At 53.8% G+C, this 25,023-nt stretch carries 25 protein-coding genes and 1 pseudogene; 12 read left to right on the plus strand and 14 right to left on the minus strand.

Annotated features, from left to right (window positions below):
• The 6 genes and pseudogenes from ABVM99_RS17615 to tsgA form a co-directional block, all read right to left on the minus strand.
• Window positions 1–518: pseudogene (locus tag ABVM99_RS17615) on the minus strand (hypothetical protein); the annotation flags it as partial.
• A gap of 328 nt (window positions 519–846) precedes the next feature.
• Complete coding sequence (gene cysG, locus ABVM99_RS17620) at window positions 847–2,220, minus strand: siroheme synthase CysG (RefSeq protein WP_000349897.1); 1,374 nt, start codon at window positions 2,218–2,220, stop codon at window positions 847–849.
• A gap of 11 nt (window positions 2,221–2,231) precedes the next feature.
• The gene (gene nirC / locus ABVM99_RS17625) at window positions 2,232–3,041 is read right to left on the minus strand and encodes a nitrite transporter NirC (protein ID WP_000493576.1); all 810 of its coding nucleotides are present in this window, start codon (window positions 3,039–3,041) and stop codon (window positions 2,232–2,234) included.
• Between the two features lie 265 nt (window positions 3,042–3,306).
• Window positions 3,307–3,633, minus strand: coding sequence for a nitrite reductase small subunit NirD (gene nirD, locus ABVM99_RS17630; RefSeq protein ID WP_000084814.1), 327 nt, complete (start codon window positions 3,631–3,633; stop codon window positions 3,307–3,309).
• Window positions 3,630–6,173, minus strand: a complete 2,544-nt coding sequence (nirB, locus tag ABVM99_RS17635) for an NADPH-nitrite reductase large subunit (protein ID WP_052938215.1) — start codon at window positions 6,171–6,173, stop codon at window positions 3,630–3,632. The genes nirD and nirB overlap by 4 nt, the downstream gene beginning before the upstream one ends.
• 262 nt (window positions 6,174–6,435) lie before the next feature.
• Complete coding sequence (gene tsgA, locus ABVM99_RS17640) at window positions 6,436–7,617, minus strand: MFS transporter TsgA (protein WP_023194522.1); 1,182 nt, start codon at window positions 7,615–7,617, stop codon at window positions 6,436–6,438.
• A gap of 276 nt (window positions 7,618–7,893) precedes the next feature.
• Between tsgA and ppiA the strand changes: the two genes are divergently transcribed.
• The 5 genes from ppiA to ABVM99_RS17665 all read left to right on the plus strand — a co-directional run bounded on the left by ppiA (window position 7,894) and on the right by ABVM99_RS17665 (window position 11,232).
• Window positions 7,894–8,466 (plus strand): peptidylprolyl isomerase A, encoded by a 573-nt coding sequence (gene ppiA, locus ABVM99_RS17645; RefSeq protein ID WP_000920478.1) that lies wholly within the window; start codon window positions 7,894–7,896, stop codon window positions 8,464–8,466.
• A gap of 108 nt (window positions 8,467–8,574) precedes the next feature.
• Window positions 8,575–8,742: a YhfG family protein gene (locus ABVM99_RS17650; protein ID WP_001519136.1), complete on the plus strand. Its 168-nt coding sequence runs from the start codon at window positions 8,575–8,577 to the stop codon at window positions 8,740–8,742.
• A complete protein-coding gene (locus ABVM99_RS17655) occupies window positions 8,732–9,334 on the plus strand; it encodes a putative adenosine monophosphate-protein transferase Fic (RefSeq protein ID WP_001280665.1) in 603 nt (200 codons plus the stop codon). Before ABVM99_RS17650 ends, ABVM99_RS17655 begins: the two co-directional genes overlap by 11 nt.
• A 31-nt stretch (window positions 9,335–9,365) precedes the next feature.
• Window positions 9,366–9,929, plus strand: coding sequence for an aminodeoxychorismate synthase component 2 (gene pabA / locus ABVM99_RS17660; protein WP_000601879.1), 564 nt, complete (start codon window positions 9,366–9,368; stop codon window positions 9,927–9,929).
• A gap of 85 nt (window positions 9,930–10,014) precedes the next feature.
• Window positions 10,015–11,232, plus strand: coding sequence for an aspartate aminotransferase family protein (locus ABVM99_RS17665; RefSeq protein ID WP_000190021.1), 1,218 nt, complete (start codon window positions 10,015–10,017; stop codon window positions 11,230–11,232).
• A 42-nt stretch (window positions 11,233–11,274) separates the two neighbouring features.
• Here ABVM99_RS17665 and ABVM99_RS17670 read toward each other — a convergent pair whose 3' ends face one another.
• Together ABVM99_RS17670 and crp are read right to left on the minus strand one after the other, a co-directional pair.
• On the minus strand, window positions 11,275–13,362 hold the full coding sequence (locus tag ABVM99_RS17670) for a YccS/YhfK family putative transporter (protein WP_000269311.1): 2,088 nt from the start codon (window positions 13,360–13,362) through the stop codon (window positions 11,275–11,277).
• Window positions 13,363–13,410: 48 nt separating this feature from the next.
• The gene (gene crp / locus ABVM99_RS17675; RefSeq protein WP_000242758.1) at window positions 13,411–14,043 is read right to left on the minus strand and encodes a cAMP-activated global transcriptional regulator CRP; all 633 of its coding nucleotides are present in this window, start codon (window positions 14,041–14,043) and stop codon (window positions 13,411–13,413) included.
• A 307-nt stretch (window positions 14,044–14,350) separates the two neighbouring features.
• On the opposite strand from crp, the gene ABVM99_RS17680 reads away from it, so the two are divergent.
• The gene (locus tag ABVM99_RS17680; RefSeq protein ID WP_001148919.1) at window positions 14,351–14,755 is read left to right on the plus strand and encodes an OsmC family protein; all 405 of its coding nucleotides are present in this window, start codon (window positions 14,351–14,353) and stop codon (window positions 14,753–14,755) included.
• Window positions 14,756–14,850: 95 nt separating this feature from the next.
• On the opposite strand, the gene ABVM99_RS17685 is transcribed toward ABVM99_RS17680, so the two are convergent.
• Genes ABVM99_RS17685 through ABVM99_RS17695 form a run of 3 tightly spaced genes read right to left on the minus strand, consistent with a single transcriptional unit; the run spans window position 14,851 to window position 17,054 of the window.
• On the minus strand, window positions 14,851–15,720 hold the full coding sequence (locus ABVM99_RS17685; protein ID WP_001274690.1) for a phosphoribulokinase: 870 nt from the start codon (window positions 15,718–15,720) through the stop codon (window positions 14,851–14,853).
• Between the two features lie 51 nt (window positions 15,721–15,771).
• Window positions 15,772–15,990, minus strand: a complete 219-nt coding sequence (locus ABVM99_RS17690; protein WP_000586568.1) for a YheU family protein — start codon at window positions 15,988–15,990, stop codon at window positions 15,772–15,774.
• The gene (locus ABVM99_RS17695) at window positions 15,987–17,054 is read right to left on the minus strand and encodes a hydrolase (RefSeq protein ID WP_001214115.1); all 1,068 of its coding nucleotides are present in this window, start codon (window positions 17,052–17,054) and stop codon (window positions 15,987–15,989) included. The genes ABVM99_RS17690 and ABVM99_RS17695 overlap by 4 nt, the downstream gene beginning before the upstream one ends.
• A 197-nt stretch (window positions 17,055–17,251) precedes the next feature.
• On the opposite strand from ABVM99_RS17695, the gene ABVM99_RS17700 reads away from it, so the two are divergent.
• Window positions 17,252–17,563 (plus strand): monooxygenase, encoded by a 312-nt coding sequence (locus tag ABVM99_RS17700; RefSeq protein ID WP_000047689.1) that lies wholly within the window; start codon window positions 17,252–17,254, stop codon window positions 17,561–17,563.
• A gap of 1 nt (window position 17,564) precedes the next feature.
• On the opposite strand, the gene ABVM99_RS17705 is transcribed toward ABVM99_RS17700, so the two are convergent.
• Complete coding sequence (locus tag ABVM99_RS17705) at window positions 17,565–17,786, minus strand: LysR family transcriptional regulator (RefSeq protein ID WP_001633525.1); 222 nt, start codon at window positions 17,784–17,786, stop codon at window positions 17,565–17,567.
• A gap of 162 nt (window positions 17,787–17,948) precedes the next feature.
• A complete protein-coding gene (locus tag ABVM99_RS17710) occupies window positions 17,949–19,856 on the minus strand; it encodes an ABC transporter ATP-binding protein (RefSeq protein WP_023194523.1) in 1,908 nt (635 codons plus the stop codon).
• Between the two features lie 265 nt (window positions 19,857–20,121).
• Between ABVM99_RS17710 and kefG the strand changes: the two genes are divergently transcribed.
• The 4 genes from kefG (at window position 20,122) to slyD (ending at window position 23,373) form a co-directional block, all read left to right on the plus strand.
• Window positions 20,122–20,673, plus strand: a complete 552-nt coding sequence (kefG, locus tag ABVM99_RS17715) for a glutathione-regulated potassium-efflux system ancillary protein KefG (protein WP_000081820.1) — start codon at window positions 20,122–20,124, stop codon at window positions 20,671–20,673.
• Complete coding sequence (kefB, locus tag ABVM99_RS17720; RefSeq protein ID WP_000398133.1) at window positions 20,673–22,478, plus strand: glutathione-regulated potassium-efflux system protein KefB; 1,806 nt, start codon at window positions 20,673–20,675, stop codon at window positions 22,476–22,478. The genes kefG and kefB overlap by 1 nt, the downstream gene beginning before the upstream one ends.
• A gap of 9 nt (window positions 22,479–22,487) precedes the next feature.
• Complete coding sequence (locus ABVM99_RS17725; RefSeq protein WP_001007735.1) at window positions 22,488–22,688, plus strand: YheV family putative zinc ribbon protein; 201 nt, start codon at window positions 22,488–22,490, stop codon at window positions 22,686–22,688.
• Between the two features lie 94 nt (window positions 22,689–22,782).
• Window positions 22,783–23,373 (plus strand): peptidylprolyl isomerase, encoded by a 591-nt coding sequence (slyD, locus tag ABVM99_RS17730; RefSeq protein WP_000861341.1) that lies wholly within the window; start codon window positions 22,783–22,785, stop codon window positions 23,371–23,373.
• A gap of 189 nt (window positions 23,374–23,562) precedes the next feature.
• Here the strand turns inward: slyD and ABVM99_RS17735 are convergent, their stop codons facing one another.
• Window positions 23,563–23,781, minus strand: coding sequence for a protein SlyX (locus ABVM99_RS17735; protein WP_001152701.1), 219 nt, complete (start codon window positions 23,779–23,781; stop codon window positions 23,563–23,565).
• 219 nt (window positions 23,782–24,000) lie between these two features.
• On the opposite strand from ABVM99_RS17735, the gene fkpA reads away from it, so the two are divergent.
• Complete coding sequence (gene fkpA / locus ABVM99_RS17740; protein WP_000838222.1) at window positions 24,001–24,819, plus strand: FKBP-type peptidyl-prolyl cis-trans isomerase; 819 nt, start codon at window positions 24,001–24,003, stop codon at window positions 24,817–24,819.
• Window positions 24,820–25,023: the final 204 nt, after the last annotated feature.

Below are 25,023 nucleotides of genomic sequence, written 5' to 3' on the forward strand. Positions count from 1 at the left end.
ACATCGTCATCGCCGCTATCGTCGGGCGGGGTTACATCGTCATCGCCGCTATCGTCAGGCGGGGTTACATCGTCATCGCCGCTATCGTCGGGTGGGGTCACATCGTCATCGCCACTATCATCGGGCGGGGTCACATCGTCATCGCCGCTATCATCGGGCGGGATCACATTGTCATCGCCGCCATCGTCGGGCGGGGTAACGTCGCCGCCATTATCGGGCGTAGGGGGGGTATAAGAATGATTAGAATCTCCGCCACCGTTATTTTCAACGCCAATAGCCACACCTGCGACCAGTGCAGCAACGCCGCCAGCAACCCAGCCCCAGTGATTATCATTTTCAGGTGTAGCAAGGCAGGTCGGTGAGAGTTTTGCGCGTTTTTCTTTAGGCAGGGAGGAGATATTACTGGGACATTCTTTTTCATCATCGTTATTTTCTGCGGCGATGGCCGGAATGTAATAACTTTGTAGCGTTAAAGCGATAGCGATAGAAATAAGTTTTTTCTTTTGCATAGGGTTCATCCTTAATTAATATTTTCCTTGCGTACTAAACATATGCAGAGACCGATACAGGCAATGAAGAAATGGCCAGAAGAAAAATTATGCTTTAGTGTTTATTTTATCACCCGATAACCAGATCAGGTCAAATTGAGTGCTTAACGGTGTTATTTATTGTATGAATGAATAAGAGGTGAATTTGACGAGTAAAAGGGTTTTTAGGCAGAATTATTACTATTTAAATTTTTCTGGTGTATTTAAAGTTGATTTCTTAATTCACTTTTAAGTAAAAATAATTTGAGATTACGAGTAGTTGTAAAATAAAGCCCTGTTATTCAGGGCTTTATTTTAATTAATAATTAGAGAACCAATTTAATTTATCGCGTAAGCCAACGACCCGGCCAACGATAATCAGCGCCGGGCTTTCAACCTGTTGCGCTAATTCACCGAGCTGCGTCAGTACACCATGGACGACGCGTTGCTTCACAGAGGTACCGTTTTCTACCAGCGCAACCGGCATATCGGCCTGCATACCGAATGCGATCAGTTTTTCCTGGATAGTCGCTGCCTGATTCAGCCCCATGTAGAACACCAGCGTCTGTTTTTCTGCCGCCAGGTTTTCCCAGTCCAGCTCGCCGCCGGTTTTCAGGTGACCCGTGACCAGACGTACGCTCTGTGCGTAATCGCGATGGGTTAGCGGAATACCGGAATAGGCGGAGCAGCCGGAAGCTGCGGTAATCCCCGGCACTACCGAGAAAGGAATACCGGCATGACACAGCGTTTCCAGCTCTTCGCCGCCGCGACCAAAGATAAAGGGATCGCCGCCTTTCAGGCGTACCACGCGTTTACCTTTTTGCGCTTCACGCAGCAGGATCTGGTTGATTTCCTCCTGTGGAACGCAGTGGTAACCCGCGCGTTTCCCCACAAAGACCCGATCGGCATCGCGGCGTACCAGGTTCATAATGTCGTCGGAGACGAGGCGATCGTAAACCACGATATCCGCCTGTTGGATTTGTTGTAACCCTTTCAGCGTCAGCAGTCCGGCATCGCCCGGCCCGGCGCCGACCAGCACGACTTCGCCACGGTGATCCAGCGGTTCGCTAAACAGGCGTTCGGTTGTCGCGTTAACCGCTTTCTCATCGGCATTCGCCAGCGACTGCGCCAGCCGGTCATTGACGAAAAATTTTTCCCAGAAGCGACGACGCTCGCCCATCGTGGCAAACTGCTTTTTCACTCGGGCGCGGAGTTGTCCGGCATAGCGCGCGACCTGCCCCAGATGCTGCGGCAGCAGCGATTCCAGCTTCTCGCGCAGCAGACGCGCCAGCACCGGGGAAGTGCCGCCCGAGGAGACGGCGACCATCAGCGGCGAGCGGTCAATAATGGAGGGCATGATAAAGCTGGCGGCTTTCGGCGCATCCACCACGTTGCAGAAGATACGGCGTGACTCCGCCGCGTCGCTGACACGCTGGTTGACGGTATCGTCGTCAGTGGCCGCGATCGCCAGCCAACACGAGTCGAGAAGCGTTTCGTCGAACGGTCCCTCAACCAGAGTCAACATGCCTTCATTTGCCCATACGGTGAACTGTGGAATGAAGGTTAGCGCATTGACCGTTAAACGTGCGCCTGCTTCCAGCAGTAACCGTGCTTTGCGTTCTGCGACATCGCCACCGCCGACGATCAGACAGTCGCGGTCGCGTAATTGACAAAATATAGGCAAATGGTCCACGACATTACCCCTTAATGGTTGGCTGTAACCTTAATTTGGTTGGTTTTTTGCGGAACAGGACGCTCCGATTTCGGCGTAGCATACCAATAACCCAATCCCATGAACACGACGCCGGACAAAGTATTACCCAGAGTGACCCATAACAGGTTGTGTCCGATTCCGGACAGGGTATAGGCGTCGCTGTGATGACCAAACCAGGAGAGGGCAAACAGCGTCATATTCGCGACGGAGTGCTCGTAGCCGGAAGCGATAAACGCCAGCAGACACCACCAGATAGCAAGAAATTTTGCCGTGCCTTCGGTGCGGATCGCCATCCAGATTGCCAGACAAACCAGCCAGTTACACAGCGCGCCTTTGAAGAACAGTACCGTGGCGGGCGCGGTGGTTTTTGCCAGCGCGACTGAGTGAACGATGCTGGTATCGACCGGCAACAAACTGCCGCCGCCCCAGCTGTAAAGCAGGGCGACAAAGACGGAACCGACCAGGTTGCCGAGCCAGGTTTGCGGCAGGATAGCCCACATTTGACCGTGGCTGATGGTGCCTGCTTTGACGCCCAGCGTCAGGAACATGGTGTGGCCGGTAAACAGTTCGGAACCGGCGATGATGACCAGCGTTAAGGCGATACCGAAGGTGGCTCCCATCACCAAAGGACGCACGGACGGGTCGAGCAGATTGCCGAGGGTGAAAATAAGAATGATGCCGAGACCGACATAAGCCCCGGCCATTGCCGAACTAACCCAGAAGCCGAGCGGATTATTCGCCGACAGGCGTGCGATGCGCGCAGCGTTAGCCGCACACTTATTGATAGTGTCTGTAAACATTTGATTATCCTTTTCTCACTTCATCCTTTGCACTGCCTCTTTGTTGGCTGCCCTCGCTCACCCCAGTCACATAGTGAACTATGCTCCTGGGGATTAATGAGGGACATCCTTGTCCCTCACCGAAGGCAGCCAGCGGCTGTTCAAATTCGTTCCTGACGAATTTGTTGCTCAGTTGCCGCCGCGATGCAGTACAAATGATTTTGTGATAACAATTAAAATGAAAAAAAATACAAAAAAGGGGAGGCGTTGCGCCTCCCAAAAATAATTAACCGCGCAACTGCACCACGCCGTCTTTCACCCGCGCGTCGTAATGTTTCACAGAGAACTGCTCATCTTCCATGCACAGCCCGTCGCTTAAACGAAAGCGCTGCTTTTTCAACGGGCTGGCGACCCACAGTTCGCCCTGGTGTTCCGCAATCAGTCCACGAGACAGCACGCTGGCCTCAAAGAACGGGTCGATGTTGCTGATCGCGAACACCTGATCGCTATGGTAAGGACGGAAAATCGCCACCTGTTCGCCGCCTGACAGCGCGCAGACGCCGGTTCCCGGCAGGATGTCATCGATTTTGCAGATGTTTTGCCACTGGCTCATGCGTTTTCCTCCACCAGAGTGACCGGGATACGTTCATACGGCGTGGCCGGACGATGTTGTTCGCGTTCCGGGACGACCTGGACATTTGGGTCGCGCTTGTCGCTGTTGATAAAGTGCTTAAAGCGAACCTGCGCCGCTGGCGTGTTGACGGTTTCTGTCCACTCGCAGACCACCGCTGCGCGCAGGCGCGCCATCTCTTCTTCCAGATGTTCGTTCAGGCCCAGCTTATCGTCGATGATGACCGATTTCAGATAGTCGATGCCGCCTTCCAGGTTATCTAACCACGGCGCGGTACGGGTCAGCTTATCGGCAGTACGGATGTAGAACATCATAAAGCGGTCGAGGTACTTGATCAGCGTGTCGCGATCGAGATCGGCTGCCAGCAGATCCGCATGACGCGGTTTCATGCCGCCGTTACCGCAGACGTACAGGTTCCAGCCTTTTTCTGTCGCGATGATACCGACATCTTTACCCTGCGCTTCTGCACATTCACGGGTACAGCCGGAGACGCCGAATTTCATTTTGTGCGGGGTACGAATGCCTTTGTAGCGGTTTTCCAGCTCCACGCCGAAACCGACGCTGTCGCCCACGCCGTAGCGGCACCAGGTGCTGCCGACGCAGGTTTTCGCCATCCGCAGCGCTTTGGCGTACGCGTGACCGGTTTCGAAGCCCGCTTCAATCAACTGACGCCAGATTTCCGGCAGATCGTCTTTTTGCGCGCCAAACAGACCGATACGCTGAGAACCGGTAATTTTGGTATAGAGGTTAAACTCGCGGGCGATACGACCCACGGCCACCAGACCTTCCGGGGTGATTTCACCGCCAGCGGAGCGCGGGATCACCGAGTAGGTGCCGTCTTTCTGGATATTCGCCAGGAAGTTGTCGTTAGTATCCTGTAGCGGCGTGTGCTGCGGTTTGAGGATGTATTCGTTCCAGCACGACGCCAGCAGCGAACCGACGGTCGGCTTACACACTTCGCAGCCGTAGCCTTTACCGTGTTTCGCCAGCAGTTCTTCAAAGGTTTTAATGCCTTCCACGCGGATTAAGTGGAACAGTTCCTGACGAGAATAAGCAAAGTGCTCGCACAGGTTGTTGTTGACTTCAATACCCTGTTTCGCCAGTTCGGCGTTCAGTACCTGCGTCACCAGCGGGATGCAGCCGCCGCAGCCGGTTCCGGCTTTGGTTTCCGCTTTCAGCGCCGCCACGGTATGGCAGCCTTTATTGATAGCAGCGATCAGATCGCCTTTAGTCACATCGAAGCAGGAGCAGATCTGCGCGCTGTCCGGCAGTTTATCCACGCCGATAGCGGGTTTACCACTGCCCGCGTGCGACGGCAGGATCAGCGAATCCGGGTTTTCCGGCAGTTCGATGGCGTTCAGTACCAGTTGCAGCAAATTGCCGTAATCGCTGGTGTCCCCGACCAGTACTGCGCCGAGCAGCGTTTTGTTATCTTCGCTGACAATAAGACGTTTGTAGACTTCTTTGCTTTCATCGAGGTAAACGTAGCTACGCGCGCCCGGCGTGCGACCATGCGCGTCGCCGATGCCGCCGACGTCCACGCCCAGCAGCTTCAGCTTGGCGCTGAGATCCGCCCCTTCAAAGGCGTTTTCACTGCCGAGGATATGGTCAACGGCAACCTGGGCCATTTTATAGCCCGGTGCGACCAGACCGTAAACGCGGTTGTTCCAACTGGCGCACTCGCCGATAGCGTAGATATCCGGGTCAGACGTCTGGCAGGTGTCGTTAATCACGATCCCGCCGCGCTGTGCGACGGCCAGGCCGCACTGGGTAGCCAGCTTGTCGCGGGGGCGAATACCGGTAGAGAAGACGATAAAATCGACTTCCAGCTCGCTGCCGTCGGCAAAACGCATAGTCTTACGCGCTTCGTTACCCTGCTGAACAATCTCTTGCGTGTTTTTACTGGTGTGTACACGCACGCCCATGCTTTCGATCTTGCGACGTAGCTGCTCGCCGCCCATCTGATCGAGCTGTTCCGCCATCAGCATTGGCGCAAATTCAATGACGTGCGTTTCCACGCCGAGGTTTTTCAGCGCGCCAGCGGCTTCCAGCCCCAGCAGACCGCCGCCGACCACCGCCCCGCGCTTGCTGCGACGGGCGCAGGCTTCGATAGCGTTGAGGTCTTCAATGGTACGGTAAACGAAGCAATCCTGGGTTTCGGAGCCTTTAATCGGCGGAATCCACGGATATGAACCGGTCGCCATGATCAGCTTGTCATAATAAACGGTACGACCCGCGCTGGAGTGAATCACTTTCTCCTGACGGTTAATGGTAATTGCGCGTTCGCCAACCAGTACCTTCACGCCGTGCTTCTCGTAAAATCCTTCACGCACCAGAGAGAGCTCTTCCGCGGTGTGGTGAGAGAAGTAGGATGACAGGTGGACACGGTCATAGGCTTTACGGGGTTCTTCACAGAACACGGTAATGTCGAACAGGCTAGCGTCGGATTTATCAAGGAGATCCTCAATAAAGCGGTGGCCGACCATACCATTACCGATAATAGCGAGTCTGACTTTGCTCATTTTTGCCTCGATTTCTTTTCTATTACCGCCTACCTTAACGATTCAGCAACCCCGCTTATTGATGTAAATCAAATTCACCTTTATATACCTCTTAATGGGTATATGGCTGATTTGTCTGGATTTTTATAAGTGGCGGAATTGTCAGGCTTTTCAGGTTTGTACAAATAACATACAAAATGAGGGGTTTTTAGACCAACAGGCCTACCTCGTCAGGAGGGGGGATAGAGTGCCGGAGGGCGATGTCGCCATCCGGCAAGGATTATCAATGCGTAGCCGGCGCGCTATGCTGACGATGACGGGATACAAAGCCGAGCGCAAAGCACATCACAAATACCACCGCATACAGACCATTCGCGGTGAGTAACGCCGCCTGTGGGCCGCTGTGCGCCACAATCGGGCCGGTGACGACGAAGGTCAGCATCGTTCCGATAGTGCCGCAGGTCAGAATAAAGTTAACCAGCTTAGGCGAGGCCACTTTCGTTTGCTGCGATCCCAGCGTAATGATGGAGGTATAAATGGCGCTGGAGAAGAAGCCCAGCGTCAGAATAAACCACGGCATATGCGCCTGCGTGCCGGTAATAAACAGATACATCAGTACCGCCGCCATACCCGCCAGTACGGTCAGAATGCGTTGCAGATCGAAAAAGCGCAGGATAAAGCTGAACGCCCACATGCCAAACATATAGGACATCCAGAAATCACTCACCAGCGCCCCGGCGTCATTCAGGCTCATGCCGAGGCCTTTGGCGTATTCCGGCACCCAGGAGATAAAGCCCAATTGACCGAGGATATAGCACAGCGCGGCGACGGCGAGAAACAGTACGCCAATGCCCCATTTTTCTTTGATGACAGGCGCCTGAGAGTGCTGCGCATGTTTACCCAGCGCCGGAAATTCACAGCCGAAGGCCAGGATGAAAATCGCCAGGTAGACCAGGCCGATGCAGGCGTAGACCCAGTACCACTCAATACTACGCGCCAGCAGGAAGGCGGCGACCATAGGAAAAATCATCCCCGCCATGCTGAAGAAGGAGTCGGTAAACAGCAGTCGGGAACCGCGCTGACGCCCTTCATACAGTTGCGTAATCAGGAAGGTGCCAATCGACATGGTGATCCCGCTGACCAGCCCCAGCACAAACATCGCCGCTGAGAACAACGCCAGGCTGTGGCTGAACATCAGCCCGGCCACCGCCAGCACCATCAGGATAAAACCAAAGCGTAGCTGTGTTTTCAGCGGGATGATTTCCATCAACCACGCATTGAGGAAGATCGAGATCAAAATCCCGGCGTTCAGGAAAGTAAAGGTGTTACTCATGCTGGAAACGGGCAGCTGAAAATAGTCTGCGATATTTCCCATCACCATCCCGGTGACAATCACCAGCGCCCCGGTCAGGGCGTAGGAAAGAAAGCTGATCCATGTGAGCTTGATGCGGTTGCTGTTAGTCATGTCTGGCCTTGAAGAGAAGTGAAGCGCGTGGAGGGCGCGTTAAGCGGGCAGATTTTAGGCGCTTTTGTGATGCATTTAAATAATTATTAGTGATAGTAATGTTCATTACATTTTTTAATGTGATGTTTGTCACATCATATTGCAAGAATACGGCGTTGCGTCGTAACGTTACATTTGTTTCATATACGTAAAATTAGGTAAAGGGCTGGCCTGGCCCAGGAAGGCTCTTTAAAATCATTCCACTTGCTTTATTTCTGCTCTCTTTAAGGAAATCTCATGCTCAAATCGACTCTGGCGGCTGTCGCAGCTGTTTTCGCTCTTTCTGCTCTTTCTCCCGCAGCGTTGGCAGCAAAAGGCGATCCTCATGTGCTGTTAACCACCTCCGCCGGGAATATTGAGCTGGAGCTGAACAGCCAGAAAGCGCCGGTTTCTGTGAAAAACTTTGTCGATTACGTCAACAGTGGTTTCTATAACAACACTACGTTTCACCGCGTTATTCCTGGCTTTATGATTCAGGGCGGTGGTTTTAACGAGCAGATGCAGCAGAAGAAACCGAATCCGCCGATTAAGAATGAAGCCGACAACGGTCTGCGTAATACTCGCGGCACGATCGCGATGGCGCGCACCGCAGATAAAGACAGCGCCACCAGCCAGTTCTTTATTAACGTCGCGGATAACGCTTTTCTCGACCACGGCCAGCGCGACTTTGGCTATGCGGTATTTGGTAAAGTGGTAAAAGGTATGGATGTCGCCGATAAAATCTCACAGGTACCGACGCACGATGTCGGGCCTTATCAGAATGTGCCGACAAAACCAGTCGTTATCCTTTCCGCGAAAGTCCTGCCATAAAACATGCCTGCGCGGGCGCGAGCCGCCCGCGTTTTCTCCCTGTCTCAGCGTAACCTGAAATTGCTGCTTATACTTGTGGTCAAGCACAGACATATTCAGGGAGGCCCGGTGAAGAAACTTACCGATAAACAAAAGTCACGCTTTTGGGAACAGCGGCGCAACGTTAACTTCCAGCAAAGCCGCCGTCTCGAAGGTATTGAGATCCCCTTAGTAACTCTGACCGCCGATGAAGCGCTGGCACGTCTTGACGAGCTTCGGAGGCACTATGAGCGATAAATTTGGCGAAGGGCGCGATCCGTACCTCTATCCGGGGCTGAATGTGATGCGTAATCGGCTGGGGATTCATCAGGCCCAGCGACTGGCGCAAGCGGCATATGAAATGACCGCGCTCCGCGCCGCCACGATTGAACTGGGGCCGCTGATACGCGGCTTGCCTCATCTGTGCGCGATTCATCGCCAGCTCTATCAGGATATTTTCGACTGGGCAGGACAACTGCGGGAGGTCGATATTTACCAGGGCGATACCCGTTTTTGCCACTTTGCCTATATCGAAAAAGAGGGCAATGCTCTGATGCAGGATCTGGAAGAAGAGGGCTATCTGGTCGGTCTGGCGCACGAGAAGTTTGTCGAGCGGCTGGCGCATTACTACTGTGAAATTAACGTGCTTCATCCGTTTCGTTTGGGAAGCGGGCTGGCGCAGCGCATCTTCTTTGAACAGCTGGCCTTACATGCAGGCTATGCGCTGAGTTGGCAAGGTATTGCGGTTGAAACATGGAAGCAGGCGAACCAGAGCGGCGCGATGGGCGATCTCTCCGCTTTGCAGGCGATTTTTCAGAAAGCGATAAGCGAAGCTCGCGAAACTGAGTAAAATAGTGCGGTTCTACTGACCCGGAGCCGCCATGATCCTGCTTATTGATAACTATGATTCCTTTACCTGGAACCTCTACCAGTATTTTTGTGAACTGGGCGCGGAAGTGCAGGTCCGGCGCAATGATGCGCTGACGCTGGCGCACATTGACGCTTTGAACCCGCAAAAAATCGTTATCTCTCCTGGCCCCTGTACGCCGAATGACGCTGGCATTTCACTGGCGGTCATCCGCCATTATGCCGGACGTATTCCGATGCTGGGCGTTTGCCTGGGTCATCAGGCGATGGCGCAGGCCTTTGGTGCGTCGGTGGTGCGGGCAGCGAAAGTGATGCACGGTAAAACGTCACCTGTTACGCATAATGGACAGGGCGTGTTTCGGGGATTGCCCAGCCCGTTAACCGTGACACGTTACCACTCGCTGATTGTCGACCCTGCCACGTTGCCTGAGTGTTTTGAGATCACCGCCTGGAGCGAAACGCAGGAGATTATGGGCATTCGCCACCGCGAGTGGGATCTGGAAGGCGTGCAGTTCCACCCGGAAAGTATTCTCAGCGAACAAGGACACGCTCTGCTGGAAAATTTCCTCCGGCGTTGATTTGTGGTTGCTATTGAGTGATTTTTTATTCATATTTTGTGGTTATAATTTCACTGGCATTTCTACTTAACCGGGTGGTAATGATATGGCAACTGAACAAACGGCTATTACGCGCGCAACTTTTGATGAGGTGATTCTGCCTGTTTATGCACCGGCGGACTTTATTCCGGTCAAAGGTAAAGGCAGCCGCGTATGGGATCAGCAGGGCAAAGAGTATATCGATTTCGCCGGTGGGATCGCAGTGACTGCGCTGGGCCATTGCCATCCGGCACTGGTCGAGGCGCTGAAATCCCAGGGGGAAACCTTGTGGCATACCAGTAACGTTTTTACCAATGAACCGGCGTTGCGTCTGGGACGTAAACTGATCGACGCCACGTTTGCCGAGCGCGTGCTGTTTATGAATTCCGGCACCGAAGCGAACGAAACCGCTTTTAAACTGGCGCGTCATTATGCCTGCGTGCGCCATAGCCCGTTCAAAACGAAAATCATTGCCTTCCATAACGCCTTTCATGGCCGTTCCTTGTTTACCGTCTCTGTCGGCGGGCAGCCAAAATATTCCGACGGCTTTGGGCCGAAACCCGCCGATATTATTCACGTTCCCTTCAACGATCTTCATGCGGTGAAAGCGGTAATGGATGACCACACCTGCGCGGTGGTGGTCGAGCCGATTCAGGGTGAAGGCGGCGTGCAGGCGGCTACACCGGAATTCCTCAAAGGGTTACGCGACCTGTGTGACGAGCATCAGGCGTTGCTGGTGTTTGATGAAGTGCAGTGCGGGATGGGGCGCACCGGAGACCTGTTTGCCTATATGCACTACGGCGTCACGCCGGATATCCTCACCAGCGCCAAAGCGTTAGGCGGCGGTTTTCCGGTGAGCGCCATGCTGACCACGCAGGAAATAGCCTCGGCCTTCCATGTCGGTTCGCATGGTTCAACCTATGGCGGTAATCCGCTGGCCTGTGCGGTGGCTGGCGCGGCATTCGATATTATTAATACGCCAGAGGTACTACAAGGCATTCACACTAAGCGGCAACAGTTTGTGCAACATTTGCAGGCGATTGACGAGCAATTTGACATTTTCAGCGATATTCGCGGCATGGGGTTGCTGATTGGCGCGGAACTGAAGCCGGAGTACAAAGGTCGGGCGCGCGATTTTCTGTACGCAGGCGCGGAGGCTGGCGTGATGGTGCTCAATGCCGGAGCCGACGTGATGCGTTTTGCCCCGTCGCTGGTGGTGGAAGAGGCGGATATCAATGAAGGAATGCAGCGCTTTGCGCAGGCGGTAGGGAAGGTGGTGGCCTGATGGCGGATTGCCGGATAAGCGTAGCGCATCCGGCAGTCGGTCTTAACCTTTTGTATCCCGTAGCCGCTTACTCAGCCAGATACCGTGATGCGGACGCTGACGCCAGGCCATCGACGAAATGGTGTGCATGGTGTTCAGATGGCCAATGATGCGCTGTAAATGTTGCTCCAGAGTGCTCAATAAGCCATGTGACGGCATGTCCGGCGACTCCAGAATATTGACATCGCCGGAGCCGCCTGGCCTGTCATACTCCAGGCGCTGCTGGCAGCGCTGAATCGCAATCTCGCAAGATTCCAGATAGCGCTGCGCCAGATCCGGCGTCAGCATGGTGTGTTCCCGCGCCAGCGTCGTCATAGCGTTGATATGCTCGACAATAAACTGGCTGTGCGTGACCCACAGTTTCATATCCGACAGATAGTGGGTATTGAATCCGGGTTCCTGCATTGCCTGATTTAACGAGTTGAATAACGTGTTATGCGCCTGGTTGACCCGCATTCTTTGATAAGCGAGCGGGGTGGCCTGCGGATCGTTACTGAGGATCAGTCGGATAGCTTCTTGATCGGCTTCCAGCGCATCATGGGCGTTTTTACGTAATAGCCCGCTTTGCCATTGCGGCCACAGCCAGACCATGCCGCCAAAGGCAATTAAACAGCCAATCAGCGTATCGATCAGCCTCGGCACAATAAACTGTTCTCCGTTTAACGTCAGTAACTGGATGGTGTATACCGCCGTCACCGTAAAGCCGACCGTCGCCCAGCCGTAGTTTTTACGAATAATCAGATAACTTGCCAGCGTTAGTACCAGCATGACCGCCAGCGTAATGCTTTCGGGAATATGTAAGTGCAGCGTGACGCCGGCAATCACCAGGCCGACCAGCGTTCCGACCGAACGGTGCAGAATACGTACGCGCGTCGCGCCATAGCCGTTTTGGGTGACAAACAGCACCGTCATGAGGATCCAGTACGGTTTAGGCAGGTGCAACGCGCTGCCCATCAGACTGGCGATGCTCATCATCACGCTGATGCGTCCGGCGTTGCGTAGCGCCGGCGATTTAAGAGACATATAATTTTTCAGCGCCGGAAGTAGCGGCAAACGACGCTGTTTATCGGCCATCAGGTCGCGGGCGTACAGCGGTCGCTGAGTACGCAGCACACGGGCGATTCGACTGAAGTGCCAATAGCAGAACTGGCCTACCGGATTTTCAGGATGCTGATTGGCGATCTTCTCCAGAGCGCCAATCTGTTTTTCCATGGAGAAGCGCGTCGGCAGACGATGATAAAGAATGTCATCCGCCAGCACGCGCAGACGGGCGGCGACCGTTTGCGCATTCCAGCGAATCACCTCTTCCGCATGGCTGCGTTCTACCAGTTTCTGTACCTCTTCCGGCTGATGCAAGCTGACGGAGATGTGCTCCTGCAAATCCATCGCTTCCTGAAAAGCCCGCAGTAGACGCTTGTAATCATTATTGTTGTGCGCCGAAAGCATATGCATCTGTTGGTAACACTGGGTAATGAGATCGACCGCTTTTTGCTGGCGTATCAGCAGGGGAGGCAGCGCTTTTTCCGGATCGATATGTTGGGTGAGCAGGCTGTATTTCGCTTCGCAATAATCGGCCAGTTCACGGTATAACAAACTCAATGACTCGCGCAGCGGCTGTTCGCGCCATAGCCAGAACCAAAACCAGTTAAACACGCCGTACCATAGCGTGCCCAGCGCATAAATGAGCAGCGGCTCCCAGACGGGCATGTATCCCGCAAGGCTCAGGGTAAAGATGGCGGCAATCAGCGACGCTGGCAGTAACCGCGCGTGAAGCGGGCTAATTTCCGCCGTCACGCCAAGCACCAGCGTCAGCCCGGTCAGGATCAACGGCAGGGGGATGGATTCCGCCAGCAGAAGTTGCGTTACCAGACTGCATCCGGCGAACAGCGACGCGCCGATGATCAGGCGTTTAAAAAAACGTTTGTGCGGGGTATCCAGACCTGCAATGTTGCAGCAGGCGGGAACGAGAGAGAAAAGCAAGCCCAGGTGTAGCTGGCCTATCAATAAACCGACAGCCACAGGCAGGCACAGCACCAGCGTTTGCCGTAGTGCGTAATTAATCTCTGGGTGATAAATCAGTCTTCGCCACATCGATGCAAACAAAAATGGCGCATGATAAAACGCGCCATTCTGACGGAATTAACGGGTGCCGTAGACGACGATGGTCTTGCCATGCGCGGAGATCAGGTTTTGATCTTCCAGCATTTTCAAAATACGACCAACGGTTTCGCGGGAGCAGCCGACGATCTGGCCGATTTCCTGACGGGTGATTTTGATCTGCATCCCATCCGGGTGCGTCATGGCATCGGGCTGTTTCGCCAGATTCAGCAGCGTCTGAGCGATACGCCCGGTGACGTCAAGGAAGGCGAGGTTACCTACTTTTTCAGAGGTGACTTGTAAGCGACGAGCCATCTGGGAAGAGAGGCGCATCAGAATATCCGGGTTGACCTGGATTAATTGGCGAAATTTTTTGTAGGAAATTTCAGCGACCTCACATGCGGTTTTCGCACGTACCCAGGCGCTGCGTTCCTGGCCTTCTTCAAACAGGCCCAGTTCACCAATAAAATCACCCTGATTCAGATAAGAAAGGATCATTTCTTTCCCTTCTTCATCTTTGATCAGCACTGCCACGGAGCCTTTAACGATGTAGTACAGCGTTTCTGCTTTTTCACCCTGGTGAATCAGCGTGCTCTTTGACGGGTACTTATGAATGTGGCAATGAGACAAGAACCATTCAAGAGTCGGGTCTGTTTGCGGTTTGCCAAGCACCATGCGCGGTTATCCTCTGTTATAAGCTGTCTCCAGAGCCAGAAAACGGCACTGTCTCTGGGGTTGCAAAAATATACTTCCCGCTACCTGGGAAGGGGGCTACGAAAATAGATTGTAGCCTGTAATGTGATGTCCTCTGCATACATGCAGTACGTCAATGTATTACTGTAGCATCTTGTCTGTTTTAGCATAGCTTTCGCCGTGTGTCTCCTGGTGTCTCGCTTCAGCATGACCCAGGTCGCCTTCCATTGCGACTTTTGTTGTATGCGCGTAATCTTTCAGGAAAATTGAAACATTGGAGTTACGAAATATGCAAGCGCGTGTAAAGTGGGTTGAAGGGCTCACGTTCCTCGGAGAGTCCTCCTCCGGCCACCAGATTTTAATGGATGGTAACTCCGGTGACAAAGCGCCGAGTCCGATGGAGATGGTATTAATGGCGGCTGGCGGATGTAGCGCTATTGATGTGGTATCAATCCTGCAAAAGGGCCGTCAGAATGTCACCAACTGCGAAGTGAAGCTGACATCCGAGCGCCGGGAAGACGCGCCGCGCCTGTTTACGCACATTAATCTGCATTTTATCGTTACCGGCAGCGATCTGAAAGAGGCTGCCGTCGCACGCGCTGTCGATCTCTCCGCGGAAAAATATTGCTCGGTGGCGCTAATGCTGGAAAAAGCGGTCAATATTACCCATTCGTATGAAGTAATTGCGGCGTAACACGTGATGCCGGATGGCGGCGTGGCCTTATCCGGCCTACCTGTTTTTATCTCGTAGGCCCGATAAGCGTAGCGCCATCGGGCATTTTAACGCGGTTATTCGATTTTTTTGCCTTCCATTAATCGCTGTACCAGCGGCAACATAATCAGCTCCATCGCCAGCCCCATTTTGCCGCCCGGCACCACTAATGTATTAATGTGAGAAATGAACGAGCCCTGGAGCATCGCCAGGAGCCAGGGAAAATCGATCCCTTCCAGGTTGCGGAAATGGATCACCACAAAACTCTCATCCAGCGAGGGAATACCCTTTGCGGCGAACGGATTGGACGTGTCGACGGTCGGTACGCGCTGGAAGTTAATATGGGTACGCGAGAACTGCGGCGTAATGTAATTGATGTAGTCGTCCATGGAACGCACCACGGAATCCATCACCGCTTCACGGGAGTGTCCGCGCTCGCTGGTGTCGCGAATCAGTTTCTGAATCCACTCGAGGTTGACGATAGGCACCACGCCAACCAACAGATCAACATGACGCGCGACATCATGTTGCGGGGTGACGACGCCGCCGTGCAGTCCTTCATAAAACAGCACATCGGTCGGTTCGGGAAGCGGCTGCCAGGGCGTAAACGTGCCGGGAACCTGATTCCACGGTACGGCTTCATCATAGGTATGCAGATATTTACGCGACTGGCCTTTACCCGTCTGCCCGTACTCAATAAAGGTATGTTCCAGTAGGCTGAAGTCATTGGCTTCAGGCCCGAAATAGCTGATATGCCGCCCGGCGTCACGCGCTTTGCGGATCGCCATGTCCATTTCCGGGCGGGTGTAACGATGAAAACTGTCGCCTTCCACCTCGGCGGCATGCAGATTTAACTGCGCGAAAATTTTACGAAACGCGAGGCTGGTGGTGGTGGTCCCCGCGCCGCTTGACCCTGTTACTGCTATCACCGGATGTTTGGCTGACATGGCAACTCCATGATTGAGCTTTAGTAATAATGTATTGTCGGCAAAGGCGTTTTATTCGCGAAACTGCTTTTTCGGCATAATATTGACCGTTTCATGTAATTCAGACCATACCAGCACGGCCTCGCCGGATTGCAGTTGGCGTTTTACGTCAGCGACTTTTTGTTCAAGCGAACGTTCATGTTCACCATAATCGGTGCCTTCGCGCAACACAAAACTTTCGATCAGGTTGTCCAGCGTGTCGGGGGCCAGCCCCTGCCAGGGAATGATCATGATGACGCCTCCAGGTACGTTGTCAGCCAGTCAGGAATTCGGCGTTCCAGCCACATTTCAGGGCGCAGCGGCGTACCGCCGATAAATCCTACGTGTCCGCCATGCTCAGTTAGCTGATACTCCACCTGCGGGGGCAGATCTTCCGCTTTAGGGATCACATGATGATCCATAAACGGATCGTCTTTAGCGTGAATAATCAGCGTCGGTTTAGCAATCTGGTTAAGCAACGGCATGGCGCTACACTGACGATAGTAGTCGATGGCGTCGGCAAAGCCGTGAATTTTCGCGGTGATCAGGTCGTCAAACTCGCGAATACGGCGCATTGATTTCAGTTGCGCCAGATTCACCGGCAGCGACCCGGGATACGCCGCCAGCTTGCGTGACGCATTCGCTTTTAACAGATTAAGCAAATAACGCTGATAGACGCGGGAAAACCCTTTGTCCATGTGGTAGCTACAGGCTTCGAGAACAAAGGGCGCAGAAACAATCACCGCCGCCTCGATGGGAATATCGCGGCCTTCTTTCGCCAGCAGGCACGCCAGCATATTACCGCCGAGCGAATAGCCCACGGCGGCTGTCGGAACGGCGCCGAACTCCCGCTGTAGCCAGCGTAAAAACCAGGCTCCGTCCTCCGTTTCACCGGAGTGGTAAATACGATTCAGACGGTTGGGTTCGCCGCTACAGCCGCGAAAGTGCATCACCACGCCCAGCCAGCCGCGCTTTTGCGCCGCCTCAATCAGCCCGTGGGCATAGGGGCTGTTCAGGCTGCCTTCCAGACCGTGAAAGACCACCAGCCGCGGTTTATGCTTTGCCTGTTGCGGTTCTTCGCTCCATGCCAGATCGACAAAATCGCCGTCCGGTAGCTCCAGCCGCTGCCAGTGGGCGTTGAACTTCACTTTGCGGCGGATTAAGCGCGGTAGCATAGTTTGTAAATGGCGATTACGAATGCCACGCATGGGAATAAATTCATGCGAGTCATTGACAGGCGGGGTCATTTCTGTGGACGTGATCTCAACCATAGCACCAGAACAATTGATAATTGGAAACAATACTATACCGCGCATAAGGTTCACAGATTAGTCAATATGTGATTTTACGTTCAATTGGTCGTCTGGCGAAATAACATTGCGCCTCATTTCACCAGCGGGGGCGGTATGCAAGGCGCGCGCAATACCCCACAGAAATCGCGTGAACCTCTGCATCAGCCGAATTAATCGTGGTAGTGTGGCAACACGATAGTTATGCGACTCAAGGAGAAGGCATGTCGAAAACACTTTTACAGATCCATTTTAACTTTAGCGGCCCTTTTGGCGAGGAGATGACTCAGCAACTGGTCGGGCTGGCGGAGTCTATCAATGAGGAGCCGGGCTTCATCTGGAAAATCTGGACAGAAAGCGAGAAAAACCAGCAAGCTGGCGGCATTTACTTGTTTGAATCCGAAGAAACGGCGCAGGCTTATATTAAAAAACACACTGCGCGTCTGAAAAATCTTGGCGTTGATGAGGTGACGTTTAAATTATTTGGCGTGAACGACGCGCTGACGAAAATAAATCACGGCAACCTTTGCCGCTAAATCACATAACGCAGGCTTCTGTTCCGGTGCTGCCGACCGCAACGGTAATCTTTATACCGGGACGAGTACCGAAGAGGCCTTTATGGACGAACAGCGGACCACGAACGTTCTCTTCCAGCGTGTGCAGCGCCTCGGCGGTGCGGGCGATGTTACCCTTCTCCACAAACATCATGAAGATGGTGAGCTTGCGGAAGGTAATGTCATCGGTGATTGACAGGTTCATCGTCCGCCCCGTGCGTTAGAGCCTATCCCACCAGGCGTAATTGTTGAAGCCAGTTTGGGGCCGGACAGCGCGCAGAAACCGGAGCGTACACATAGTACGTGAGGATTTCGAGCACTGCCCGGCCCTAAAATGGCGAATAAAATAGCCTAATGGGATAGGCTCTTAGTCGTTCTGCATCATCTGCTCAAGCTGCTCCTGCGCCTCAAGCCATGCCATTTCACACGCTTCCAGCCCGGATTTGGCGCTGGCCTGCAGTTGCAGGCACTCGGTCATCTCCGCTTTACGGCTGGGGTCATACAGGCTGCTGTCGCCGAGCTTCTCTTCCGCCTGCGCTAACTGGGCGTTGAGCTTTTCCATCTCTTTTTCCAGACGGGTAATCTCTTTACGCAGCGGCTGCGTCAGAGTGCGTAGCTCGGCTTCGCGACGCTTCTGATCTTTGCGTGACTGGGCGCTGTTGGCGTTGTTTTCCTTCGGCGCGTCGTCGGCCTGGTTTTCCTGCTTCTGCACGTCACTTAGCCACTGCTGATAATCCTCCAGGTCGCCGTCGAACGGCTCGACCTTTTTGTCGTGAACCAGATAGAGGTCGTCAGTGGTGGAGCGAATCAGGTGGCGGTCGTGCGACACGACGACCAATGCGCCTTCAAAATCAATCAGCGCTTCGGTGAGCGCCTGGCGCATGTCGAGATCCAGGTGGTTGGTCGGTTCATCGAGCAGCAGCAGATTTGGACGCTGCCAGACGATCAGCGCCAGTACCAGGCGCGCTTTCTCGCCGCCGGAGAAACGTTGCGTCTCTTCCGTTACTTTGTCGCCCTGGAAACCGAAGCCGCCGAGATAGTCGCGCAGCTTCTGCTCCAGTTCCTGCGGCGCCAGACGCGCCATATGTTGCAGCGGGGATTCATCCGCGCGCAGGAACTCCAGTTGGTGCTGGGCGAAGTAGCCGAGCTTAATGCCTTTGGCGAGGCCGATTTCACCGTGCAACGGTTCCAGTTCGCCCGCCAGCAGCTTGATCAGCGTCGATTTCCCCGTGCCGTTGCGGCCCAGCAGGCCGATACGCGAGCCGGGCACCAGGTTCAGCTTGATGGATTCCAGAATGATGCGATCGCCATAACCTGCGCTGACTTTTTCCATCTTCAGCAGCGGGTTCGGCAGGCTTTCCGGCGCGCGGAAGCTGAAATGGAACGGGTTGTCGACATGAGCCGGCGCAATCAACTCCATACGCTCCAGCATCTTGATACGGCTTTGCGCCTGCTTGGCCTTGGTCGCTTTGGCGCGGAAACGGTCGATGTAGCTTTGCAGATGCGCCACACGCTCCTGCTGACTCTCATACATCGCCTGCTGCTGCGCCAGGCGCGTGGCGCGCTGAACTTCAAACGCGCTGTAGTTGCCGGTGTACTCGAACAGAGTCTGCTGTTCGATATGGATAATTTTATCCACTATCGGGTCAAGAAAATCGCGATCGTGGGAGATCAGAATCAGGGTGCCCGGATAGCTCTTCAGCCATTTTTCCAGCCAGATGACGGCATCCAGATCGAGGTGGTTGGTCGGTTCGTCGAGCAGCAGTAAATCGGAACGGCAAATCAGCGCCTGGGCCAGGTTAAGGCGCATCCGCCAGCCGCCGGAAAAGTCGCTGACCGGACGTTCCAGCTGATCGTTAGAGAAGCCGAGGCCGTGTAACAGGCTGGCGGCGCGCGAGCGAACGGTCCATGCGTCGATGGCGTCCAGCTTGCCATGTATGGAGGCGATAGCATGTCCGTCGTTACGTTCGTTGGCGTCGTTAAGCTGCGCCTCCAGCTGCCGGTATTCACGGTCGCCGTCAATGACATACTCAATCGCTGGCTGAGGCAACGCAGGTGTTTCCTGATTCACCCACGCTAATTGCCAGGTACCGGGCAGGGTAAAACTCCCGGCATCGGCGCTGATTTCATTTTTTAGCAATGCCAGCAGGGTAGATTTACCGCAGCCGTTTTTACCCACCAGGCCGACTTTCTGGCCTGGATTAATGGTAGCCGAGGCATTGTCCAGTAGGACGCGCACGCCGCGACGAATTTGTAACGAGGAGAAAACAATCATAAGGCGCCGTATGTTCAGACTATGTTAATTTATCATTATGATAATGTAATATTCGGGCGTACCGCCGCGCTGGAGCGCAATGGTAGCTCAAAACAACAACGATACACAAAATCATTCAGGCCGCCTTTGGTGAGGGACAAGAATATCTCTCATTAATCCCCAGCGGCGGACATAGAGTACGTTCCTGAGTTGAACAAACGCTGTCAACGTAGAAGCGGCCTGAAGAATGGCATGTATCGACCCAAAACAACCGGGAGGGGGATTGATGTCTCAGCCAGCGAAAGTCTTGCTGTTGTATGCCCATCCGGAATCTCAGGACTCGGTTGCTAACCGGGTACTGCTTAAACCGGCCATACAGCACAATAACGTAACCGTGCACGATCTTTATGCGCGCTATCCTGATTTTTTTATCGACACGCCCTATGAACAAGCCCTGTTACGTGAGCACGACGTCATTGTTTTTCAGCATCCCCTTTACACCTATAGCTGTCCGGCTTTACTGAAAGAATGGCTTGATCGCGTTTTGAGTCGAGGGTTCGCCAGCGGACCAGGGGGAAACCAACTGGTGGGAAAGTACTGGCGTAGCGTGATTACGACCGGCGAGCCGGAGAGCGCTTACCGGTATGACGCGCTAAACCGCTATCCAATGAGCGATGTACTCCGCCCTTTTGAACTGACCGCGGCCATGTGCCGGATGCACTGGATGCCGCCCATTATTGTGTACTGGGCGCGCCGCCAGTCGCCGCAGACGCTGGCCAGTCATGCGAAAGCCTATGGCGAGTGGCTGGCGAATCCTGTGAGCGCGGGAGGCTATTGATGGAAGGTGCTGATTTATTGACCGCGGGAGTGTTGTTCCTCTTCGCGGCGGTAGCGGCGGTGCCGCTGGCCGCGAGGCTGGGCATCGGCGCGGTGCTAGGGTATTTGCTGGCGGGAATCGCCATCGGTCCGTGGGGGCTGGGATTTATCAGCGATGTTGACGAGATCCTGCACTTTTCCGAACTGGGCGTCGTGTTTCTGATGTTTATCATTGGTCTCGAACTCAATCCGTCACGGCTTTGGCAACTGCGGCGCTCTATCTTCGGCGTCGGCGCTGCTCAGGTGCTGTTAAGCGCGGCGGTGCTGGCGGGATTATTGATGCTTGCTGATTTCTTATGGCAGGCGGCGGTCGTCGGCGGGATTGGCCTGGCGATGTCTTCGACGGCGATGGCGCTACAACTGATGCGCGAGAAAGGCATGAATCGTAGCGAGTCCGGGCAGTTAGGGTTTTCCGTCTTACTGTTTCAGGATTTAGCGGTGATCCCCGCGCTGGCGTTGGTGCCTTTGTTGGCGGGATCGGCCGACGAGCATTTCGACTGGTTTAAAGTGGCAATGAAGGTACTGGCTTTCGCGGTAATGCTGATTGGCGGTCGTTACCTGTTGCGCCCGGTATTTCGTTTTATTGCTGCGTCCGGCGTGCGGGAGGTCTTCACTGCCGCGACGCTGTTGCTGGTGTTGAGCGCCGCCTTATTTATGGACGCGCTGGGACTGTCGATGGCCCTGGGAACCTTCATTGCCGGCGTTTTACTGGCAGAGAGTGAATACCGGCATGAGCTGGAAAACGCTATCGATCCCTTTAAAGGTTTACTGCTTGGGCTGTTCTTTATCTCCGTCGGTATGTCGCTAAATCTCGGCGTACTTTATACCCATTTACTGTGGGTGGCGGCGAGCGTTGTTATTCTGGTCGTCATAAAAATGCTGACGCTGTATCTGCTGGCGCGGTTATATGGAATAAGAAGTTCTGAACGGATGCAGTTTGCCAGCGTGCTGAGTCAGGGGGGCGAGTTCGCTTTTGTGCTCTTTTCTACCGCCTCTTCTCAGCGCCTGTTTCAGGGCGATCAGATGGCGTTATTATTGGTGACTGTCACGTTATCAATGATGACCACGCCGCTACTGATGAAAGGGATTGATAAGTGGTTATCGCGCCGCCTTAATGGCCCGGAAGAGAATGATGAAAAGCCGTGGGTTGAGGATGATAAGCCCCAGGTAATTGTCGTCGGCTTTGGTCGTTTTGGTCAGGTGATCGCTCGCTTATTGATGGCGAATAAGATGCGTATCACCGTGCTGGAACGCGATATCGGCGCCGTTAATCTGATGCGCAAATATGGTTATAAAGTGTATTACGGCGACGCTACACAAGTCGAGCTGCTGCGTTCTGCGGGCGCGGAAGCGGCGGAGTCGATAGTCATCACATGTAATGAACCGGAAGACACGATGAAGCTGGTGGCGCTGTGTCAGCAGCATTTTCCTCATCTGCATATTCTTGCGCGAGCGCGTGGACGTGTGGAGGCCCATGAGTTATTACAGGCTGGCGTCACGCAGTTTTCCCGTGAAACGTTTTCCAGCGCGCTGGAATTGGGACGTAAAACTCTGGTGTCGTTAGGTATGCATCCGCATCAGGCGCAACGCGCGCAGTTGCATTTTCGTCGGCTGGATATGCGAATGCTGCGGGAGCTGATCCCGGAGCATAGCGACATGGTACAGATTTCGCGCGCCAGAGAGGCCCGACGCGAGCTGGAGGAGATTTTTCAGCGCGAAATGCAACAGGAGCGTCGCCAGCTGGATGGCTGGGATGAATTTGAGTAGAGGTGAACAATGGCAATCCGTAAACGTTTTATTGCAGGCGCGAAATGTCCAGCCTGTCAGGCGCAGGACACAATGGCGATGTGGCGTGAAAATAATGTCGATATTGTTGAATGCGTTAAGTGCGGGCATCAAATGCGGGAGGCGGATAAAGACGTTCGCGAGCATGTTCGCAAAGAAGAGCAAGTGATTGGGATTTTTCATCCGGACTAGCGATATGCCGCAGGTTTTTTTAAGCTAAGGGGTACACGGCTGCAGAATTCCGCTACAATCTGCGCCACTATTCTTCCCATGCTCAGGAGATATCATGAAAGTAGCAAAAGACCTGGTGGTCAGCCTGGCCTATCAGGTACGTACAGAAGACGGTGTGTTGGTTGATGAGTCTCCGGTGAGTGCGCCGCTGGATTACCTGCACGGCCACGGCTCTCTGATCTCTGGCCTGGAAACGGCGCTGGAAGGCCATGAAGTTGGCGACAAATTTGATGTCGCTGTTGGCGCGAACGACGCTTACGGCCAGTATGACGAAAATCTGGTGCAGCGTGTGCCTAAAGACGTCTTTATGGGCGTTGATGAACTGCAGGTAGGGATGCGTTTCCTGGCGGAAACCGACCAGGGCCCGGTACCGGTAGAGATTACCGAAGTGGAAGACGATCACGTTGTGGTTGATGGTAACCACATGCTGGCGGGCCAGAATCTGAAATTTAACGTAGAAGTTGTTGCGATTCGTGAAGCGACTGAAGAAGAACTGGCTCACGGTCATGTTCATGGCGCGCACGATCACCACCACGATCACGGTGAAGACGGCTGCTGTGGCGGTCATGGTCATGACCATGGTCACGAGCACGGCGGCGAAGGCTGCTGCGGCGGTGGTGGTAAAGGCGGCTGCGGTTGCCATTAATCCCCGTCGTCTTTCAAGCCACCGCGGTGTTGGCTACGCTTTCAAACCCCGGTCACATAGTTATCTATGCTCCCGGGGAATTTTCAAGCTTGCCGCCTTGCTGTGACTCGAAATCCTTAGGGTATTATCATTGGTTCCGATAAATCATCGGGCACAAAAAAAGCGGGTTATCCCCGCTTTTTTTTCGTCTCAATAATGCGGCGGCGGCGTTTCTTCTGCCTGAGAGGCGATATTTGACGGCTGACTGGCTTTTAACTTTTCCGTGAGCAAACGCAGATGATCGCGCAGCTTCGCCATCTCCATTTCATGTGCGGTTACCGTCAGGTTTAGTTCTTCTATGGTAATCTCCTGGAACGCCAGACGGCTTTCCAGTTCAGCCAGACGAGCTTCCATCGTGATATCCTGCATGATGTACCTCTTTATGTTGTCTCCGTCGGCGGATTCTACTTAACTTTACCGGCTTTCACAGCAACCATTACGCGCCCTACGAAACTAATTTAAACAAAAAGAGTCTGAAAAGAAGTGATAATAGGGCGTGTTCGTATGTTGATTTGTTCTGCAACGATTTATAGTACGCTTCTTACGTAAGTTAACATGGGGCGAGATGCCCCGGCCCTGGAGATATGGATGAAATCACTGTTTAAAGCCACGCTGCTGGCAACGACGATGGCCGTTGCTATGCACGCACCGATCACTTTTGCTGCTGATGCGGCGAAACCGGCAGCTACCGCTGATAGCAAAGCAGCATTTAAAAACGACGATCAAAAAGCGGCTTATGCGCTGGGCGCCTCGCTGGGTCGTTACATGGAAAATTCGCTTAAAGAGCAGGAAAAGTTGGGCATCAAACTGGATAAAGATCAGTTGATTGCCGGCGTTCAGGATGCCTTTGCCGATAAGAGCAAACTGTCCGATCAGGAAATTGAGCAAACGCTGCAGACGTTTGAAGCACGCGTGAAGAGCGCTGCTCAGGCGAAGATGGAAAAAGACGCTGCCGATAACGAAGCAAAAGGTAAAGCGTTCCGCGACGCTTTTGCTAAAGAGAAAGGCGTGAAAACCTCCTCTACCGGTCTGCTTTACAAAGTAGAGAAAGAAGGCACAGGCGAGGCGCCGAAAGATAGCGATACCGTTGTGGTGAACTACAAAGGTACGCTGATCGACGGTAAAGAGTTTGATAACTCTTACACGCGCGGCGAACCGCTCTCCTTCCGTCTGGACGGCGTTATCCCTGGCTGGACTGAAGGCCTGAAAAATATTAAGAAAGGCGGCAAGATCAAACTGGTTATCCCACCGGCGCTGGCCTACGGTAAAACGGGCGTTCCGGGTATCCCGGCGAACTCCACCCTGGTATTCGACGTAGAGCTGCTGGATATCAAACCAGCGCCGAAAGCGGATGCTAAACCTGCCGATGCGGCTGACGCTAAAGCCGCAGATGCTGCTAAAAAATAAAAACTGAGAGCCGCCGCTTGTAATAGCGGCGGTTTTTTTTATTCAGGCTGGATATATTACTCACCATAATTTGATTTGCGGATAACGGCGCTTGCGCTGGTCGTTAAGGGCGAGACCGTAGGCTGAATGACCGCCAACGCACACGTAGTCTGAAATAGACGAGCAAATTAGTACTGGAAAGATGAACCCTCACTGTATTAATTT

The organism is Salmonella sp. SJTUF15591 (assembly GCF_043356435.1).
GTDB classification, from domain to species: Bacteria; Pseudomonadota; Gammaproteobacteria; order Enterobacterales; family Enterobacteriaceae; genus Salmonella; species Salmonella enterica.